The sequence below is a fragment of the Enterococcus haemoperoxidus ATCC BAA-382 genome (genome assembly GCF_000407165.1).
GTDB lineage: Bacteria > Bacillota > Bacilli > Lactobacillales > Enterococcaceae > Enterococcus_L > Enterococcus_L haemoperoxidus.
Genome location: NZ_KE136479.1, coordinates 1164877 through 1185050, shown reverse-complemented (window position 1 = coordinate 1185050; position 20174 = coordinate 1164877). Strand labels below are relative to the sequence as shown.

14 protein-coding genes are annotated in these 20174 nt (G+C 34.6%); 1 reads left to right on the top strand and 13 read right to left on the bottom strand.

The annotated features are described in order from the left end of the window. Positions 1 to 37: 37 nt before the first annotated feature. Complete coding sequence (locus I583_RS05525) at positions 38 to 982, bottom strand: DUF7916 family protein (protein WP_010761503.1); 945 nt, start codon at positions 980 to 982, stop codon at positions 38 to 40. Between the two features lie 297 nt (positions 983 to 1279). On the opposite strand from I583_RS05525, the gene efbA reads away from it, so the two are divergent. Next, a complete protein-coding gene (gene efbA, locus I583_RS05520; protein ID WP_010761504.1) occupies positions 1280 to 2986 on the top strand; it encodes a fibronectin-binding protein EfbA in 1707 nt (568 codons plus the stop codon). A gap of 88 nt (positions 2987 to 3074) precedes the next feature. Here the strand turns inward: efbA and I583_RS05515 are convergent, their stop codons facing one another. The 12 genes from I583_RS05515 to I583_RS05460 all read right to left on the bottom strand — a co-directional run bounded on the left by I583_RS05515 (position 3075) and on the right by I583_RS05460 (position 20139). Then, positions 3075 to 4889, bottom strand: coding sequence for a penicillin-binding transpeptidase domain-containing protein (locus I583_RS05515; protein ID WP_010761505.1), 1815 nt, complete (start codon positions 4887 to 4889; stop codon positions 3075 to 3077). 244 nt (positions 4890 to 5133) lie between these two features. After that, the gene (locus I583_RS05510) at positions 5134 to 6582 is read right to left on the bottom strand and encodes a DEAD/DEAH box helicase (protein WP_010761506.1); all 1449 of its coding nucleotides are present in this window, start codon (positions 6580 to 6582) and stop codon (positions 5134 to 5136) included. 388 nt (positions 6583 to 6970) lie between these two features. Beyond that, complete coding sequence (locus tag I583_RS05505) at positions 6971 to 9214, bottom strand: ATP-binding cassette domain-containing protein (RefSeq protein ID WP_010761507.1); 2244 nt, start codon at positions 9212 to 9214, stop codon at positions 6971 to 6973. A gap of 255 nt (positions 9215 to 9469) precedes the next feature. After that, on the bottom strand, positions 9470 to 10762 hold the full coding sequence (locus I583_RS05500; RefSeq protein ID WP_010761508.1) for a hypothetical protein: 1293 nt from the start codon (positions 10760 to 10762) through the stop codon (positions 9470 to 9472). Positions 10763 to 10784: 22 nt separating this feature from the next. Beyond that, positions 10785 to 13502 carry a hypothetical protein gene (locus I583_RS05495; protein ID WP_034682682.1) on the bottom strand — a complete coding sequence of 906 codons (2718 nt, stop codon included), beginning with the start codon at positions 13500 to 13502 and terminating at the stop codon, positions 10785 to 10787. Positions 13503 to 13593: 91 nt separating this feature from the next. Continuing rightward, positions 13594 to 14274, bottom strand: coding sequence for a hypothetical protein (locus I583_RS05490; RefSeq protein WP_143139970.1), 681 nt, complete (start codon positions 14272 to 14274; stop codon positions 13594 to 13596). A gap of 49 nt (positions 14275 to 14323) precedes the next feature. Beyond that, entirely contained in the window at positions 14324 to 15136 is an 813-nt protein-coding gene (locus I583_RS05485) for a hypothetical protein (RefSeq protein WP_010761511.1), read from the bottom strand. 83 nt (positions 15137 to 15219) lie between these two features. After that, complete coding sequence (locus tag I583_RS05480) at positions 15220 to 15918, bottom strand: hypothetical protein (protein WP_010761512.1); 699 nt, start codon at positions 15916 to 15918, stop codon at positions 15220 to 15222. Between the two features lie 29 nt (positions 15919 to 15947). Beyond that, positions 15948 to 17162 (bottom strand): hypothetical protein, encoded by a 1215-nt coding sequence (locus tag I583_RS05475; protein ID WP_010761513.1) that lies wholly within the window; start codon positions 17160 to 17162, stop codon positions 15948 to 15950. 54 nt (positions 17163 to 17216) lie between these two features. Beyond that, complete coding sequence (locus I583_RS05470; protein WP_010761514.1) at positions 17217 to 18014, bottom strand: signal peptidase I; 798 nt, start codon at positions 18012 to 18014, stop codon at positions 17217 to 17219. Between the two features lie 41 nt (positions 18015 to 18055). Then, positions 18056 to 18724, bottom strand: a complete 669-nt coding sequence (locus tag I583_RS05465; protein ID WP_010761515.1) for a winged helix-turn-helix domain-containing protein — start codon at positions 18722 to 18724, stop codon at positions 18056 to 18058. A gap of 287 nt (positions 18725 to 19011) precedes the next feature. Further along, positions 19012 to 20139 (bottom strand): tyrosine-type recombinase/integrase, encoded by a 1128-nt coding sequence (locus I583_RS05460; protein WP_010761516.1) that lies wholly within the window; start codon positions 20137 to 20139, stop codon positions 19012 to 19014. Positions 20140 to 20174: the final 35 nt, after the last annotated feature.

Genomic DNA, 20174 nt, shown 5'->3' with positions numbered 1-20174 from the left:
CAAGAAGCTATTTTTTCTTAGCTTCTTGTTTTTCATTTTATCGATTGACTGAACGCGCCATGCGATTAATCGTATGACGCATCCCACGAATCGCAACGGACATTTCATAAATATTTTCAACTGGTGCAAGTCCACCATAGCCAGCATCACCGATATGTTGGATATCTACTCCGCAAATTTTATTGGTCAATGCGATTTGACGAATTGTTTCTTTGCTGGCACTTTCTTGACTCGTCCCAATCGCTGACATTGTTAATAAATTATATTTTTTAGCGATTGCTACAGCTGCTTTCATATCTTCTTCTGTAAATCCTTGAACCGTTCCAACTGCTGGTAATAATAAAATATCTGCACCTGCTTTAGCATATGCTTCAACCGCCTCAGTTGAAACAACTGGCTCATCTGATCCTGCACTATGCATTTTCCCAGCGATAATCAAACCAGAGAAATTTTCTTTTGCTATTTTAACCGCTTTGGCAATTTCTAAGTTAGTTACACCTGTTCCTGGATTTCCTGTTAAACAAATAAAGTCAATACCCATTTCCTCTGCTTTTTGAATCGTCTCTTTTGAACTTGTACGACCATTACTGATTGTTAATTTTTCACTAAACATAGCTGATGAATCATCCACTGGTTCTAAATTTACCCCAATTGGACGTCCTACTAACTCTTTCAAAATAGGAATTGGGTTGATTTTGTTTGTTTCTGGATTTTGCCAATAGCTCATGACCTCTTCAAAAGACATACCTGGAATCCCTTGTACGATGGGATTGAAGCAATCAAAAACATTTAACAAAATCAAATCTGCTCCAAATGCGGCAGCAACCTCGGCATTACTGATATCTCCGGCCTGAGGAGACGCTATCACAACATTTTCTGACAAAATCGTTCGACCTTCGCTCGCTTTGATCGATTGTTTCAATTCTTCTGCTGTCATTTTTGCTACTTCACTGTAACTCGCACTGATTAATCTTTTTACCATATCGTTTTCCTCCCTAATTTAAAAGCGTAGCGGCTCAGTTAGTCACGACAGAAAAATAAGAAATTATGGCTAAGGTTTTTTACTTCATGCATTCTTTCCCTTTTTCCCGAGAGACTAGCTTGCAAAACTGAGAAATAAATCTACCCACATTATACTAAAAAACAAAGGAAAGCGCAGTCATTTACAAAATAGATTCATCAATTTCACATTCTCAAGCTTTTATTTCCCACTTCCTTTATAAATAAAAAGAACTCCGTTATAATAGTATTATTATGTATATAGAATTGAGGGATGTTTATGTCATTTGATGGCGTATTTACTCATGCAATGGTCTCCGAATTGTCCGAGACTTTAGCTACAGGGCGGATTTCAAAAATTCATCAGCCTTACGAAAATGAAATTATCTTAGTTATCCGTACTAAAGGGAAAAATCATAAATTACTTTTATCGGCTCATCCAAGTTATGCTCGAGTCCAACTTACAGAAATTGCGTATGCAAATCCTGACACACCGCCAAACTTTGTTATGATGTTGCGAAAGTTTCTTGAAGGTGCCATTTTAGAAAAGATTCATCAAATCGATAATGATCGAGTGATCCACTTTACTTTCACCAAAAGAGATGAACTAGGTGATCTGCAAAATATCGTTCTTATCGTTGAACTTATGGGTAGACACAGTACGATCGTTTTGATAAACAAAGAAAATGGCAAAATTTTGGATGCGATCAAACATATTGGTAGCTCTCAAAACAGTTATCGTTCTTTACTGCCTGGTGTTGAATACATTGACCCACCAAAACAAGATCTGCAAAATCCATTTTTAGCAAGTAAAGAAAAAGTTTTTGAAATCCTTTCAAAAACAAGTGAAATAAATGGAAAGTATTTACAAGGTCAATTTCAAGGTCTAGGTAAAGACACCGCAGACGAGATAGCCTTTCGTTTAAATGAACGACCTAATGAAAAAATGCTTGTATGGCAGTCATTTTGGTCTTCTATAGAAAATGAACTCGCACCAACTTTAACAATAACAGAGAAAAAAGAATTTTTTACGCCCCTTCCCTTCTCATCTCTTGAAGGAAAACAAGAAAATTTTGTAAATCTTAGCAAACTGTTAGATACATTTTATGGCGGAAAAGCTGAAAAAGACCGCGTTAAGCAACAAGGCGGAGAGCTGATCCATAAAATTGAAAATGAGCTTAAACGAAACCAAAGCAAAGTTGTAAAACTTCAGCAAACATTAGCAGACACCGAACATGCAGAAAACTATCGTCGTGACGGTGAGCTTCTAACAACGTTTATGGCTCAAGTACCAAAAGGTGCTGAATTCGTTGAATTGCCAAATTACTACGAAGAAGATCATTTACTAAAAATTAAACTAAATCCAGCCCTTACACCAAATCAAAATGCTCAAAAATACTTTCAAAAATATCAAAAACTAAAAAATGCAGTGAAAGTTGTTCATGGTCAAATCGAACAAGCCAATCAAGAAATCGGCTATTTAGAATCTGTTTTGTCACAATTGGAAATTGCAGGTCCGATGGATATTCAAATGATTCGTGAGGAATTGATCGAGCAAGGGTATGTTAAAAATCGCGGTGCAAAAAAACAGAAACAACCAAAGAAAAGTAAACCAGAAGAATTCTATTCAACTGACGGTAGCCTGATTCTTGTAGGCCGCAACAATCTACAAAATGATCAGCTCACACTTAGAACGGCTAAAAAAACGGATATTTGGTTGCATGCAAAAGATATTCCTGGCTCTCATGTAATCATTAAAGATACTGATCCTTCCAAGGAAACTTTGTTGGAAGCTGCCAATCTTGCTGCCTATTACTCTAAATATCGTTTATCTGCCCAAGTTCCTGTTGATTATGTTCAAGTAAAACATGTTCATAAACCGAATGGTGCTAAACCAGGATATGTTATTTATGAAAATCAAAAAACGATTTATGTAACGCCAGATGAGCAATTACTGGAAACATTAAAGAGCGCAAAACAAAACTAAAGAACAGTTTTGTTTCGCGCTCTAAATCCGAATAAACGGCGAGAAAAAAGCAGCTCCTTCGGAAATAAGCTTTTGTCTCGGCCTATTTTTAATCACGAGCAACCATTGCTCGCTTGACTAAATTATTAGAAACATTAGAAATAATGTCATTTGCCGATATACCTTCCAACAATGGTTTTTTAAGTGTCATATAAAAGATATATTTAGGATCTTCAGTTGGGGTGATCGTTACCACAGAATGTAAATATTCTTGTTTTTGATATGCACCATTTTCAAAAAATTCTGCTGTCCCTGTTTTAGCTGAGACATTTATTCCATCTATCGCATATTCTTTTCCCATACCATACTTAGGATCCACTGTCACATCTTTCATATATTCCAAGACTTTCCCCGCAGTTTCACTTGAAATTGGTGTTCCAACTGTTTCAGGTTGAGTGATTGTTTCCTCCCCATTTGAAGAAACAACTTTACTAACAATAGTAGGTTTCAGCATTTTCCCACCGTTAGCAATTGCCGTATAAGCCTGAAGCATTTGCAAGTGAGTAACAGAGATTCCTTGACCATACGAGGTCATTGCTCTGTCTACTGTTGTTTTATTCTGTATTTCTCCAGCAGCCTCACCAGCTAAACCAAAATTCGTGCTTTGACCAAAACCAAATTTCTTAAGATACTCTTGCCACAAATCAGGCATCCGCTCTTGAAGTGTCACCATTCCGACATTACTTGACCAAGCTAGACCTTGTCTAAATGTCATATTTCCTTCTCCAACACCATTATTCCAATCATTGATTGTGGCATCATCGACTTTGATACTTCCTGAGGGAAACTGTTCACTTTCGTTAAACTTATTTTCTTCAATTGCACTTGCGACCATCATGCTTTTCATTGTCGAACCTGGTTCATAAACATCTTCTACCAAAATATTACTCCAACGAGCAGTGTTTGGGTCATCTAACCCTTTTCTTGTGTCTAATTCAAAAGATGGACGTTGAGAGGTTGCTAGTATATTCCCCGTTTTTGCTTCCATCAAAGTGGCTGTGATATGCTCTGGTTGGTATTTTTGTGCAGCATCGTCTAATAACTCTTCCAGATAAAACTGTAAATTGCTATCTAACGTGGTGTATATATCACTTCCATCGACACGTTTTTTTTCTTTTACACTTCCTGGTTTTACATCACCGAATGCAGAGTTTTTCTCATAACTACGAGAGCCATTTTTACCAGATAGCTTTTCATCATAAGCTTCTTCGATCCCCATGACCCCATGTTCATTTCCTTGGTCGTCTGTGTTGGTATAACCGATAAAATATGAAGCGAAATTACCAACTTGATAGGCACGCTTTTTCTCTTCTCTAAAATAAATACCTGAAATTTTTTGCTTTGCCAGCTCTTCTTCAATACTTCTTTTTGTTTCAAAACTTAAATTTTTCCCATTTGTACCAAATTCAACTGTTGTAACTGTCTCTCCGGCTTCATTTACACTCGGTTTTAATTGTTTCAAGGTCATCTCTTTCTCTATTTTTACATGTTTTTCAAAAATTTCAGCAATTGTTGCCCAATCTTTTTCTTGGACGTATAGTTTTTTACCTTCTAAATCGGTATAGTTTTCATCTAAAATAGCGTATAACGAAAATGCGCTCGAATCTTCGACTAGGACATTACCATCTTTATCAAAAATCGATCCTCGTTTTGCGTCTAATGTCTCATGAACCTCATACAGCTCTTTCGTCTTTTCAGAAAGAGACGTTCCAGCAACTTTGCCAGTAATCAGAATATAGGATAATCGAATTGTAAAGAGTAAAAAAATCAAAACGGCTAGAAACAAAACAATCACGCCAACTCGTTTTCGATTTTTAGTTGTTGAAAGATTACGACTATTAATTAGGTCTTTTATTTTTTTCATTCTACCTTATCTCCAAAGTGGGTTTTTCTATTTATCTCTGTTAAAAAATCTGACTTTATACACAGACTTTCAAAGAACAGTGTTCTTTTATTTTACCTCGTTTACTCACTTTGTTTGCGTTTATTTTTCGCTTCTTAAACAAAATTTAGAGTATTATAATAAATAGAAAATGGACTTTCTATCAATTTTAAGCAAAGAAAAAGAAACATATCTCAACCTTCCTTGATTTATGTTTCTTATTATATTATTTTTTTCTTGCTACATGTACTTTTAATTGCTTGCCTTTGATTGTTCGTTCTTTCATTGCTTGAATAACTAGTTGACCTTTTCCGTTTAGAATATCAACATAAGTCACATTCTCTTGAATCGTAATAATTCCTATGTCTTCTGATGAAATGCCTTCTATTTTTGAAATGGTTCCTACAAAATCAAGCGCTCGTAATTTCTTTTTTTTACCGCCATTGAAATAAACTTTTGTGATTTCTTCATTTACACGTTTGGCTTTTTGGTGCTTTGGTTTTTGCTTTGTTGTTATTTTTTTCTCAAATGCTGGTTTGTTTCTTGCTACTTGTTTAGCATTCGGCAAAGTGATTCGTGTCATTGTTAATTCACTAAAAGCTTCAATTTCTTTTTTTAAAGAGTCTTCTTTTGAAGTAACAAATGTCAGTGCATACCCTTCTTTGCCCGCACGTCCTGTTCTTCCTACACGGTGGATGTAGCTTTCTTTTTCAAAAGGTACATCAAGGTTAATGACATGAGTAATATTTTCAATATCAATACCTCGAGCTGCTACATCTGTCGCCACGAGATAACGAAACTTGCCTTTTCTAAAAGCATCCATTACTTCAAAGCGGTCTTCTTGCATCATACCACCATGTAATTTTCCGACTGGGTATCCGGATTTGACTAAGAAATCGTATGTATCATTGACTTTTTCTTGAGTATTAGCAAAGATGATACAGGTATCTGGATTTTCAACGATCGTTACTGCCTCTAAAGCAGCAAATTTATGTTCCTCTGTTACATCTAAAAAAGCATGTTGGATCTTCGGTGTTGTTTTTTCTGATGCCTCGATTTTTATAACAACTGGTTCACGCAAATACGCACTACTCAGTTTTTCAATTGTTTTTGGCATTGTCGCAGAGAAAAGAAGAGTATTTTTAGCTTCTGGTAATGCCGCTATAATCTCTTTTACTTGTTCAATAAAGCCCATGTTCAACATTTCATCTGCTTCGTCGATCACCAAACAATTAATTTTTTCAAGAGGAAGCGTTCCTTTTAGGATATGGTCTAACACCCGTCCAGGTGTTCCAACCACGATATGGCTTTTTTGTTTTAATTCTGATTTTTGTTTTACATAAGATGCTTTCCCGTAAACAGCCGTTGCTTTTATTCTTTTATAGCGACCGATATTGATTATATCTTCTTGCACTTGTTGAGCTAACTCTCTTGTTGGCTCTAAAACAAGGACTTGTGGTTTATTTTCGACCCAGTCGACTTTTTCGCAAAGCGGGATAGCAAAACTAGCCGTTTTCCCGCTGCCAGTTTGAGATTGAACTAAGACATCTTTTCTATCCAAAACAGCTGGAATTACTGCTTGTTGGACTGGTGTTGGTGTTTCATAGCCTAAATCTGAAATGGCTTCTAGGATTACGTCACTTATTGGATAGGTATTGAAATTTATTTTATTCATTGTTTCCCCATTCTTCTATTTTTATCGATCAAAATATTTTGCACACAGTAAAAACTTTTTTCGTGTGAGTTGAATTTTACTTTTAATTGTCTGAATATTTTTTAGGCTCAGTTCCTTATTATCCATGAAAAGTCACTGAACTGCAAGAGGCTAAATTATTATTGTTGTTTTGTGTGAATCGATTTAACGGTGTTTCAAAAAATCTATTACCAGCTAAAATCCTTTATCTTAAAGAAAACAAAAAGAAGACGAGACAAAAGCATTTAGCTCCGAGAAATAAGAGGGAATTCACGAAAATTGCTTTTTAAATTTTTGTGAATTTCAGTTAATTTTCAAAGGATCTGCTTTTTTTCTCGACTTTTGTACTTTTTTCACACTGTTAATTCTATTACAAGTAAGGTTTTGTGATTTCATCATTTGAAGTTGATAGCTCTTCGGGTGTTCCGCTAAATATTAATTGACCACCTTTTGCACCGCCTTCTGGACCAATTTCGATGAGCCAATCAGCTTGTTTGATGATACTCAAATGATGTTCTAAAAGAATCAAACTACTTCCTTCATCAACCATTTGATTAAAAAGCCTCAATAAATTGTTGATGTCTGCTAAATGTAAACCATCCGTTGGTTCATCTAATAAATAAATCGTTCCTTTCTTATGCAGCTGGTTTGCTAATTTCAAGCGTTGCAACTCGCCTCCAGAAAGTGTTGTTAAAGACTGGTTTAACCTTAAATAACCCAATCCAACTTCCATTAATGTTAATAATTCTTTTTTGAAGGGCTGACTGGAAAAGAATTGGCCACTCTCATTGACTGTCATTTCTAAAACATCGACAATCGTTTTACCTTCATATGTGTACTTCAGAACTTCTGGATCATAACGTGTACCATGACAGACTTCGCACGTTGTCACAATATCTTCCATAAAAGCCATATCAGAAATGATTACACCTTTACCGCGACACCTTGGACAAGCGCCTTTTGAATTATAGCTAAATAAAGCAGCACTTACACCATTTTCTTTGGCAAATAGTTCACGGATTTTCCCGAAGATATCTAAATACGTCAACGGAGTAGAACGCAAATTGATTCCAATGCTTTTTTGTGAAATCGCTACAATCTCTTGATTTTCTTCAATAGAAGTCTGACGGATGACCTCACCCAATGATGATTTACCTGAACCTGCAACACCACAAATAACCGTCATGACACCTAATGGTATTCTTGCGGAAAAGTTTTTTAGATTATGAAGATTGACATTTTTTATATCCAAAAAGTTCTTTGGTTTCCGTGTCTTCTTCTTTATTTGTATCGTTGTCTGCAATGCTTCACTTGTGATGGTTTTGGCTTCAAGGAACTTAGAATAATCGCCCGCAAATTGAAGTTCTCCTCCGCCTTCTCCAGCACCAGGTCCCATATCAAGAATATAGTCTGCAGAGCGAATCAGTTGAGGGTTATGTTCTACTAAGATGACTGTATTGCCTTTATTTTTCAAAGAAAGCAACGCTTTGTTGATCCGATCGATGTCTTTTGGGTGAAGACCAGCACTTGGCTCATCTAAAATATACATCATATCATTTAGTGCGCTATTGATATATTTCGAAATTCTAATACGTTGCGCTTCCCCTCCAGAAAGACTGCCAGTCGATCTCCCCAAAGTTAAATAGCTTAAACCAATTTCCATTAATGCCTTTAAGCGCTTTTGAATTTCGGGTTTAATATCTACAGCCAATGGGTCTTCGATTTTTTCTATAAACGATGTTAATTCATCAAGCGAATAGGTGACTACATCAGCAATACTTTTACCAAAAATTTTACAACTTCTCACTCGTTCGTTTACTCGAGTGCCATAACAAGCTGGACACGTTTCAATAGTAACGAAGCGATCTAATTGTTTTTGGTGCCTTTTCCCTTCGTCTGATTGAAGAATACTTCGTCTCATCCTAGGTATCAATCCTTCAAAAAGTGCAGTGTGAGGCCATTTTTCTGGTGGATTTTTTAATTTTTGTTGCGGTGCATACAAAAATAAATCTAGCTCTTCTTTCGAATAGTCTTTTATTTTTTTATCCAAATCAAATAGTCCACTGTCCGCGTAACGTTTCCAACGCCAAAAGCCTGAATGGAAAGTTGGAAAATCTATAGGTCCCTCGTTTAGTGATTTATTAAAATCGACTAATTTATGAATATCAATAGTTGTTACAGTGCCGATGCCATCACATTCTGGGCACTTACCGTCCGGATGATTGAAAGAAAAAGTATCCGAATAGCCAACAAATGGTTTGCCTACCCTTGAAAAAAGTAACCGTAAAAATGTATAAATATCTGTATATGTTCCGACTGTTGATCTAGAATTTGAAGATAATTTCTTTTGCTCGATCACGATCGCAACAGGTAAATTTTCAATGTTATCTACGGTTGGTCTGCCATATTTAGGTAGATATTTTTGTAAGAAACTTGGGAAAGTATCATTTAGTTCTCTTCTAGATTCAGCAGCTAACGTATCAAAAATTAGAGAAGACTTTCCAGATCCAGAAACACCTGTTACAACAGTTAATTGATGTTTTGGTATTTGTGTTGTGACGTGTTTTAAATTATTTTGAGTAGCATTTTTGATCTTAATGAATTGATTTTCCATAAACTTTTTCTCCTACATGAATTTTACTAGTAAATGATGTTTCATTTTAGCGTTTTATAATACCTCTATTTATTATAAAGCTAATTATGTAGCATTGCGAATAAAGAGATAGTTTAACTCTAGATAAAAGAAATCAAACATTTTTTTCAAAAAAAAAAAATAGAGCGGGTTACGCCACTCTATTTTCAGTATGATAATATTGTTTGGATATCTAGCGAAACAAACAGCATTTCAATTATAATTTAGGTGCTAAATTTATCGAACAAAGCGCATGTTACTTATTCTTCCGTAATTTTGCATTTGGAATTGTGTTTTAAATTGATCGTTATCAGCATAGTCTATTGTTGATCGAGCAATGACTGAAGATCTATTCGGATTGTCTAAGGTTAAGCTTACATTAGAAATAGGTCGCCAAAGATTTGTTGGTGTCGGAGTAGTCGTTTTCCCTCTATTCACCCAACCTTCAATAAAACCTCTATCCATATTAATATTCAGAAACCCAATACTTGTATTTCTCATTGAAATAGGTGTACATCTATAGTATTGATTATTAAAATCAAACCCTCCATTGTCGATATCGATGGAGCCATATTCCCCTAAATCAATATTTCTAACATTCGTTTTATTTGGAGAAGTCACGGTCAGCTTACCATTGCTTCCTACAACACCAGTTCCTTGTACGGAAATATTCTGAATAGACAGGACGCTATAAAGTACGCCAGGTCGCATTTTACTTCCGTCTGATTGGATTATTACATTGGCTCCATCAGATACTGATAATGTTCCTTTTGGGGCATAAACACCATTAGCTATTCCATTTACATTTAGTTTCGCACTATTGTTCACAACGATTGAATGCTCTCCATTAAGAACGATACTTCCATGATCCATTCCCATCGATCCGTAAGTTCCTGTAATTGTTAGTTCACCTGAATTAACAATCAAATCACCGTTGTTCACTTTTATTGGTCCTGAAGTTGTCTGTGCACCTTGGTAGTTGATACTCCCAGCTTCAATAGTAAAATTATCATATCTTGATTCTATTTCTAATTTGTTGTTACCAAATAATGTTACACTTCCCGGAACTTTTACTAATGGTTTATTGCCAGAATAGTTTACCGAATCAAGTTCAATCGAACCAGTTTCATTAAAACTATCTTCTATCAAACTTTTTGTTCCGCTAGAAGTAACACTTATTCTTTTCAAAACTATTTTAGTAAAATTACCATAGTCTGTATTTAATCCATAGCCATTTGTTATTAATCTTCCGGAACCATTAATTTCTAAATCTCCATCCACGTAAACATCGTCCGTGAAAATAATGGTTCCATTCACAGTGATTACAGTTTCACCCGATTCTATTAGCTGTTTAAATTGTTTAAAGTTATTAGCTATAACTCTTGCTGCTCTTTGTTCATTTGTATTAGCCTTCATTTCACTTGACGCTTCAGCATTCGCAGTTGTTGCATTGCTAAACAATAATAAGCCTGTTGAAACTAATGCTACGGTTAAAACACTTTTTTTTACAATCCCTTGAGTATAGTTCATTTTATTCTCCCCACTTATTTCATTAATTTACTTTTCCGATTTGATTAAACTTTAAAGAACCACTAAAAGGTTTTTCAAAATCTAAAGATGTTTTATTTACTGGTTCATAAATAAACGTTACATATTTTGTTTTCGTAATATCACCTGTCCAAGTAGTATTCGTTATATCCGGTAAAATACTTTGATTTTCATTTGTGACTCCTTGGGGCACAGGAAGTTGATCCTCTATTTTCATTCCAACGTATCGATAATACATAGGCTGTTCTACTGCTCTGATCGATACATCTTTCATCGATAGTACATTACCTGCAACTTTACTTGGAACAATCACTTCTGTAAAACTGCTCGGCAACCCGTACTGTCCTCCAAAAGTAACACCCGTGATATTATAATTATAACTGACTATTGGCATAGAAAAATTATAGCTATTATTCGCTGTGATACGAGCATAACCTGGCGTTGGAATAGGTAATGTTGGTTTTACCAATATCGGTTTTACACTGGTTTCATCCGTTCGCATAACCTGTCTTAAAAATAGATGGGCATCCGTTTGAGTTTCTTTTAGCAAGGTTACATCCGCATCGGTCAATTTTGTATTTCCCGTTGCGTTTATTCCTTCGTAATCTGTATCAAAATCTATTTGAGCTTCATTTTTTTTGATGACTTGATTTCCATCTTCTGTTTTAAATGTATAAACAGATTTCGCATAGAACTCAATCATAACTTTGTCTCCTGGGTTTAAAGGATAAGGAAACCCTTTTTGTCCCCCTTGATAAGATGGCCATTCGAATTGATCTAGTTTAGAAGTAGATACACTTGATTTCCAAAAATTGTCAGCTTGTTGTCCGCTAATCGGAAAACCTGATTTTACATTACCACTTGCATTCATTATGTTGATTGTTGTTCCTGAACTTTTATTATTTGAATCATATGGAATGTATTCAAAAGGCTTATCTGCTATTTTAGATAAATCATCTGTAATATTAAACTGAGTAATTTTTTTATTATCAGATGCATCATTTTCAAATTCGATTGAAAACTTACTCGTTTTTTGAGATAAATCACTTGGTGGTGTGTCTTCTTTATAAACTATTTTATCTGGATCAGCAGTTTTCTTAACATTTGTTTTTGGTTCATCATTCAAATTATTGGTTCCACGTCCAGGTATGATTGTAGGTAAAAGGTTTTGATCAACACTCCCACCCTTTCCATATCCTGCAACACCTGTGGAAGACGTTACTTCAAAATACACAGTATTATCTGAAGTCTTAAACTCTTGTTGGATATTGATTCTAGCTGGTTTTTCAAACCTTGCAATCACCCCTTTAGAACTTCTATCAACGTTAAGATATTTAATTGTTGAAATTCCAGAGGCTGCTCCCAACTGAGGATTTATACCTGAGCGATTAAAGTCAGAATCTAAAGCGTATACTGTTGCTGATAAATCCCCTTCTGTAACTGGAGCAGAAGGATTCGTTTCATTTTTAACTGGATCCCAAGTAACTTCCATATACCGCCACGCACGTCCACCTTTTAAAAGTCCTTCTGACTTAGTAGGAATTACTTTATCCCAAACTGGTCCTACTGGTGTTCCATCTGCTGCAGAAAAGTAATTATGATACGCATTGGATTGTGGCTCTACATTCGTAATAATACCCGATTTAAACTGTTCTGGTTTGATCATTGCCATATGACCTGAAAGACGTGATGGCGCTTCAGAATAGATGTACTGATTATAGGCACTTCCTAGTGGACCATTTAAACTTGCTTCTGGATTTTGACCACCATTAAAATCTAGTTCAATAGAAACTGCATTTTCAATATAATCCGTTTCATATTTTTTTGCACTAAGGTTGTCCAGATTCCAGCCACTTAATCCCCAAGTACTAGTGTTACTGGATCCAGATACTGAATTAGCATAACTTTTTTCTATATAGGTTAAAGGATAGGCCCCTAGTCCAAAACCACCACCGCCAATAGGTCCAAACATACTCTCAACTAATGGATCTGACAATTCGTTTCCTGTGGAAGGTTTAAAATTGGTATCATTGTGTAAGGTAGCAGTAAATCCTGGTCCATCAACACTACTGCGGTAATAAAATCCCATCACTTGTTTTTTATTTAAATCTAGTTTCTGTCTATAGAGAAATCCAGCAGGTCTATACCCTAAATATTTACTTGTATACATATCAACTTGATACGGCATCGTCCGATACATTTTAAATTCAGAATAAGGATTCAAAGTCTTAGGACCTATACCAGCAATTTGAACATACTGATATTGCCAGTCATTTCCAAGATCTCCCAGCTTACCAGTAAAATAGTCAGTCCCATACTCTCCTGTATAAATACTGTTATAAGGAGGCCATTCTCCTTCAAATCCAGAAGGTCTAGTTATCGAAACTCCATTATACTTATATAGATCAGGTATATAATCATAATAATGACCTGCATAAATACCAAACTGCGTGATTGAAGAAGTAGGATTATCCACTCCCTTTTTTTCTTTATCAGGAGCAGTAATTTTCTTTGCAGATTCTTTTGAGTCTTGTGTAGACGCTGAAGTAGTAGAGGATGATGTTTTTTTTGTATCCAATTCTTTTTCTGAGTTGCTGGATTTTTGACCTTCTGAAACTTGAGTCGAACTTTGTTTCACTGTTTCTTCTGAAAAAACAACTGAACTTTTGAAAAAGCAAATAGAAGCTAAAGATAGAGCTAAAATTACCATCAAATAAGTCATTTTTATCTTTTTACTTATGAAAAAAAAGCGTGTAAATAGATTCTTATGAGCGTGATGTTTCAATTTTGTTTCACCTCCAATTCTTTATCGCTTAATTCGCTAATCCGTCTAATCGACTTTTAACAGTTAAATCTTTCGGTCCATTCCACGCATCGACAAACGCTTTTTGTCCATCTCGTTTGCTATATGCACCAATAGCTTCAATTTTAACATCCATATTTAATTGATACCCTTTAAAATCCGTCATGTTATTCGGTTTTGTCACTCCATTTATTAAATTATCTGTCGACTCACCTTTATTAAGAACGGCTAAATAATAATAATAGCCATCACTTCCCAAATACCATTTTGTTCCTTGGCTGTTGATTGCAACCGTATTTATCCCTGCAGATTTATCAATTACAACAGGCAAAATCGAAGATTCTTTTAAGAGATCACTTCGCTCTTGGTTTGCGGTTTCAGTTTTTTGGAAAGTCGGGATGACTAAAGCTCTAACAAATACTGCCGTCTCGCCAGTATTTGTTACTTTTGCTTTTTTGCTAGCCAACATATTTTCTGTACTACCATTTGGATCACTAACAAAACCTTGTTCATCAAGTACAACCTGTGTTGTAGGTACAGTTAATATATTATCTTTTTGATCTTCACTAACCTGCAAAGCGTATGCAATACTTGCTGAAAAAAATAATAAAAAAGCAATACTACTAGCTGCAACTAAACATTTTTGTTTTTTCGTGTTCTTTTTTTGTATTACATTAACAAAATAATCCATTGACTCACCTACTTTAATTTTGTTAATCAGATTTAGGTGCTCTCTCTTATTACCACGAATCATTTTTTGATAGTCCTTCTACTTTAATTATCAAATCATAAAGAGAACCTTTAAAATAGTTAGGCGTTTCATTTGATAATGTTAAGCTTCTCAACAATGGTGTTTTTGTTTTTTCTCCTGGATTAAGTATAGTAGAATAGTAAAAGTATCCATTTTTATAATACCAATACTCCCCTCCACCACTTTGATTTGACTGAACATAGGGTCCAAAATTAATGCGAATCCATTTTGACATTTCAGTCTCTCTATTTCCTCCATTAAATCCTATTTCTGTTGTACCACTAGTTGGAATTCTCTTACGTCCTTCATAATAATGCTCTTGTTTTTTTTCATCTAAAGATTTGTACTTTTGTCCTACAATCCATGTCTGACTATTACTTTTCTCTATCGTCGCTGAACCTTTTCCTGCTTCGTATAGGTCACCATAATCGTAGCTATCTTTAGCATATTCGGCTCGTGGATAAACTTCATAGGTCATTTTGAATTGTAATAGTACTTCTTTTAAGGATACTCTTATCTGGGCATCTATTTCACCAGTGTTGATTATGTTCACTTCTTTTTTTGTTTCTATGTTTGGTATCCAATTAGGATCAAAATCTTCTTCAACTTTGACTTCTAAACGCTTCTCTGTTCCTTCTGATTGGGTGTGGTTTTTTGTCCACTCAGCATAACTGGTCCATGCTAAAGTCGCTCCGACAACTAATACAAAGGAAAATAATAGCGCAAAACTACCGAAGAAAAGTTTATTTTGATTTAATCTCAACCCTTTTTTATAAAAAAATCTTTTTTTTCTATTCTTCAATGTTTCACTTCCTTTCTCTGAAATTCAATTTTTACAATACTTGTAAAATTCAAAAGATCAGATAAGATTCGACCGTGTGTTCTTTAACGACGCCTATTTCTATTCCTTTTTATCGTAACAACAATTACTAAACTTATAAAAAGTAGACCTAAGATAAATCCTAAAAGAACATTCCTTAGATCTTCACCCGTTTGAGGGAATATTCCAAAAGGTTTGGACGGCTTAGGGTCTGGTTGCAATTTAGTATCTTCACTCGCATAGAATACCCAATAAAAGTCGGATTGACTTATTTCACTCCAATCGTCGTCACTATCATTTCTTACAGAAAAATTAATGTTCAAGGTTTCTGTTTGCCCTGGTCTAAAAGTTCCCAAATCAATAGCTGTATTTTTTGCATCTGGTAATCCATTTCCAATTAGATCACCAGCGTATAACGTTTTACCACTCATTGTCATGGTGACAGAAATTGCTCTATTCAAATCTATTTTTCCTTCTTTAAAACTTGAATGATTGTCATCACCTTCAGAAAATCTTAAAGATAGGCGATATGGTTTTTCTTCTATACCATAGTTACTAATCATAATAGCTCTCTCAAATGTTAGTTCAGGTTTAATTTCATTGTGTTCAATAAAATATTTACCTTTTTCATTCGCGTGGATTCCATTTTCATCTGCAATAACTAATCCAGGAGGAAGACTCTCCGCAGCATTTGCGGAAAGTCCGAATCCAGTGAATATGATTAGTCCTGCGACTAAAATGATGATAGCATGAATTCGCTTCATAATTGTTCCTCCCAGAATGTGTTACTTCATTACTCGGCCATGCCTGGTAAAGCAGTAAAGTAAGCTTTCGCTTGAGAAGACATGTTGCTCCAGCCTGATGAACCTGATCCAATTTGACTGCCATCAAAAGCAATATCTAAAGCCGCTTTACTAGCTGGAATAGAGTCTAGACCAACCCATAAATCGTATGAAGACAATTTCCAAGTGGTATCTGCAGCGCCAATATTAATATTTTCTAACACTGAAGATTCTGTTTTAGCACCATCAGCCAGTACTTTATCATAATAGAAGTAACCATCACTATAGAACCATTTTCCTTGACCTGAACTTGGAATCGTAGTTACTACATTTGGCATATCAAACGTAATATCTGAATTTACAGAAGACACTTTAGCTGAGCCAGCTGCTGGAGTCATCGTACCCACTGTTCCTGTAAAGCCTGGATAATTAGTACTATTAAGATTTACAACAGGGTTTTTCCAATCATTTGCAGTATCGGTATAAGTAGAAGCATATGTGAAATATTTAACATCACTCAACTCATAAGTACCAGTCGCGCCTGCTCCATCTTTAAGCGTAGCTTTTGCAGTAACTTTTTGTTCAACCGTTGCACCTGTTGCATCTGCCCATTTTGTTCCATTGATTGTTGGAATTGTATATTCTGGACCCGATGTTTGGAAAGCTTTTGGCAATTCTACATTGCTATCAGCTGGTTTATCAGCATAGTATTTCAATCCGCTTGTTTGGTTTACCAGCATTGTACTATTTCCATTAACAAATAATTTCAAATTAGCTGGTTTAGCAGTAGATGTACCATTTTCATCAAGAATTGTCACAGGACCTGTAACTTCCGTCCAACCTGATGCATGAGAATCAGGATTTACAATCACAGGAAAGGCAGTTTTACTAGGTGTATATGCGGCATTCCCAGCAGTTGTTTCCCCAGAAGTTAGTTTACTTAACATTTCTTCAAATGATACACGAACAATAACATCATTTCCTGATGCATTTTGAACGTCAACTTTCTTTTGGATCGTTGCATTAGCATCTAGCTCTTGTCCTGGTGGGAAGACCTCGACGATATTTACTGCCCCTTTTTCATACCCCGCAGATTGCATATGATTTCGAACCCACTCAGTGTACGATGTGAAGGCGAAAGTACCTGCTACTACCAACAACACAGCCGAAGCTGCTGCTAGTGACCCCACTTTCTGTTTTTTACTTTTGTTTTTCCATTTTTTCATTGAAAAAACCTCCTATATTTCTTTTTATTTATAAATCCCTAAATTTCAGGGAGTTTATACTGATTTAGACTTTGCACTTGGAAGACTCAAATAATATTTAATCGTCAAACTAAAGGCAAATATTGCACATAATAAAACAAGAACGATGATTAGATTGTCTCGAATAAATTGAATAATTCTTCCTATATACTCAATATGAAATACTACCTTACCTACATATTGATTTGAGTGTATTGGAGAATCTGGATTATCATTCGCATCACCTTGTGTTGTAAAAAATAAACCTGTTTCTTGGTTTAATTCTTTATCTATTTTAATCAACCTATGGGTCAAATAGATTTCCTGTTCACCTTCAAAAGGTTTGTAGGTGATAATATCTCCCACTTTCAATTCTTCTGGTGGAATACTTTTTAAAAAAATCATCGCTCCAGCCTCAAATCCATCATTATGTTTTGGGCGATCTTTCTTTTGAGCCATGGAATTTGTTTTGACTGTCATAAATCGGTAACCAAAGAATGATTTACTCTCACTATCATTAAATGAAAACATTACAGCACCAAATAGCATGATTAAGATAAACGTATAAAAAACGAGATTCCAACCTCTTGCTAAGATCCGTTTTCTTCTTTTTTTCTTGATTTTTTCTCGATTTATTTTCTTTTTTCTATTTCGCTTTATAACTGAGTCACTCATTTGACCTCTATTTTGTTTAGCTTTCTGCTTGGATTTTTTTGCTGTACTATTTTTTTTCACACGTTTCTTCCTCATTTTTTGTTCAACTTCAATATGTTCAGCCGTATCATTCTTTTTCAAAGAACGTGCCTTTTTCAATACTTTTTTTTGTTTTTCCAAAAGTCTCCTCCATTCATAATGACTTTATTGTGAAGCGAAAACTATTCGACAAATCGATACCCTTTAGAACGAATTGTTTTGATATATTTAGGATGCATTTTATCTGTTTCAATTTTTGATCTTAAATGAAAAATTAAGTTAGAAACTCGATATGTTGATTGTTTGAATGGTTTATTCCAGATACTCTCGTAAAGTTCTTTATACGTGAGTGTTCTATTAGGATTTTCCATCAATAGTTTTATTAATTTATATTCTAGTTTGGTCAATCCCACATGGTTATTTCCGTCTATTATTATTTCTCTATTACTTTTATCTAAAACTAGCAAAGAATTTTTTTCTGATTTTTTTTTAAAGTAATTACGGTTCTTCAATGCATTTAAGACAATTAATCGATATTCATCTATTGACTCTTGCTCACAAAAATTGCCATTGACCCCTAACTGTAGATAGACAATATTCGAAATAGTATTTTTTTCTTTTGATATGGTCCAAATCAGACAATTTATCTGTCTTTTAATTTTTAAGATTAAATCACATACTTCTGAAAACTTCGCTGGATCTTCATTAAAGATCAAAATTCCATCTATATCATTTGTTTGTGAATAAATAAGCGTCTCATTGATTTCAGAGATTTGACATTCTTTTTTTAGCGCTTTTAAATATGGATCCAAATCAAAAGTAGCCACTTTTATATAACACAAGTTATACATTTTCCTACCTCCGTTTATATTTTTTATAATTTCCGTTTAAACGTTTCATTTCTCATTACTTTTTCAAGCATTATTGTTTTTAAGTTTATGATTTTTCGTTATAATATAGTTAGCATTATTTTTCCTTATTCTTTGAAAATAAAGAAACAGACGAAAAAATAGTCTAAAATTCATGGTGTATTTTTTTTTGACGGTTATTAAGACGGCTTATATAGAAAAAACAAAATGGAGAACACTATAAAATAGTCATTCTCCATTCTGTTTTCAGCTCTTTATTATTTAATTGTTTACGTTTTACTTTCAACCGAACACCATAGCAAATCAACTGCTGAAATAACCGCACGCCGATTTTCGAACATTGAATCAGTATATGTATCTAATGTTAACTTAGCCGAATTATGTCCAAGTAATCGACTTAAACTCGCTATATCAGCTCCCTGCTCTAAGCATCTTGTAGCGAAAGTATGTCTTAAAGAATGGAAATGAATATCTTTTATATCTGCATCTTTTAAAAGCTTCTTAAAACGATAATTAATCGTTCTAGGCTCTACACAATTTCCATTAGACGATATTACATAATCACAATCTGATTTCTCTTTTTTTTCTATTAAATAATTTTGTAAGTTTTTTGACATTGGAATTGCTCGTTTTGAACTTTCTGTTTTCGGACTTCCTTCAATCAAAATAGTCTTTTTGTTATTTTCTTTTATGTCTGAAATTCTATATACTGTTCTTTTTACATAAATAACTTCTTGCTCAAAATCAATATCCGACCATTTCAAACCACTAATTTCACCAATTCTCATTCCAGAATAAAGAGCCAATATAATGGCAGAGCACTCGTCCAATTTTAAAGCAGCTCGTTCCAAATTTTTTTGCTCATTTAATGACAATGCGTGGACTGGCTTCATTTTCATTTTTGGTAATTTCACATATTTTAATAAATCTTGATCAATAAAGCCTAGCCTTTCAGCTTCTTTCAACCCCTTTTGTAGAAGGTTAAAAACGTTTCGAATATAACCAGAAGAAAGGTTTTGTTCTTCCAGTATGTTCACAAATGTTTGTATTTTTTGCTTATTCAATTGTCGAATTCTTATTTTTCCAAAATAAGGAATCAAGTAGTTCTGTGCCATATTTGAGTAGACTGAAAAGGTAGTTGGCTTAACTTTCTTTTTTAAACTTTTATTCATCCAAGATTCAAACCATTCTAAAAAAAGACTATCCGGAACGATACTGTGTTTTCTGCTTTCAGCCTGAGTGGCTTTCAAATGTACTAAACGTTCCTTTACATCTTTATATTTTTTTCCATATATATATCCATATTGGATTTTCCCGCTGGGTTTCCGATATTTTATATAGCGACCTTCCCAACGTCCATCTTTTCTTTTATATATATTTTCACCTTTTTTAGCCATAGAATCTCACCCTATCTGATAATTATTTTGACGCT

What these genes read in the sequence shown, in the direction of transcription:
- efbA (WP_010761504.1), top strand. Translation starts at nt 1,280, where the DNA reads ATGTCATTTGATGGCGTATTTACTCATGCAATGGTCTCCGAATTGTCC.
- I583_RS05525 (WP_010761503.1), bottom strand. Translation starts at nt 982, where the DNA reads ATGGTAAAAAGATTAATCAGTGCGAGTTACAGTGAAGTAGCAAAAATG.
- I583_RS05465 (WP_010761515.1), bottom strand. Translation starts at nt 18,724, where the DNA reads ATGTATAACTTGTGTTATATAAAAGTGGCTACTTTTGATTTGGATCCA.
- I583_RS05490 (WP_143139970.1), bottom strand. Translation starts at nt 14,274, where the DNA reads ATGGATTATTTTGTTAATGTAATACAAAAAAAGAACACGAAAAAACAA.
- I583_RS05495 (WP_034682682.1), bottom strand. Translation starts at nt 13,502, where the DNA reads ATGACTTATTTGATGGTAATTTTAGCTCTATCTTTAGCTTCTATTTGC.
- I583_RS05515 (WP_010761505.1), bottom strand. Translation starts at nt 4,889, where the DNA reads ATGAAAAAAATAAAAGACCTAATTAATAGTCGTAATCTTTCAACAACT.
- I583_RS05510 (WP_010761506.1), bottom strand. Translation starts at nt 6,582, where the DNA reads ATGAATAAAATAAATTTCAATACCTATCCAATAAGTGACGTAATCCTA.
- I583_RS05475 (WP_010761513.1), bottom strand. Translation starts at nt 17,162, where the DNA reads ATGAAAAAATGGAAAAACAAAAGTAAAAAACAGAAAGTGGGGTCACTA.
- I583_RS05505 (WP_010761507.1), bottom strand. Translation starts at nt 9,214, where the DNA reads ATGGAAAATCAATTCATTAAGATCAAAAATGCTACTCAAAATAATTTA.
- I583_RS05500 (WP_010761508.1), bottom strand. Translation starts at nt 10,762, where the DNA reads ATGAACTATACTCAAGGGATTGTAAAAAAAAGTGTTTTAACCGTAGCA.
- I583_RS05480 (WP_010761512.1), bottom strand. Translation starts at nt 15,918, where the DNA reads ATGAAGCGAATTCATGCTATCATCATTTTAGTCGCAGGACTAATCATA.
- I583_RS05460 (WP_010761516.1), bottom strand. Translation starts at nt 20,139, where the DNA reads ATGGCTAAAAAAGGTGAAAATATATATAAAAGAAAAGATGGACGTTGG.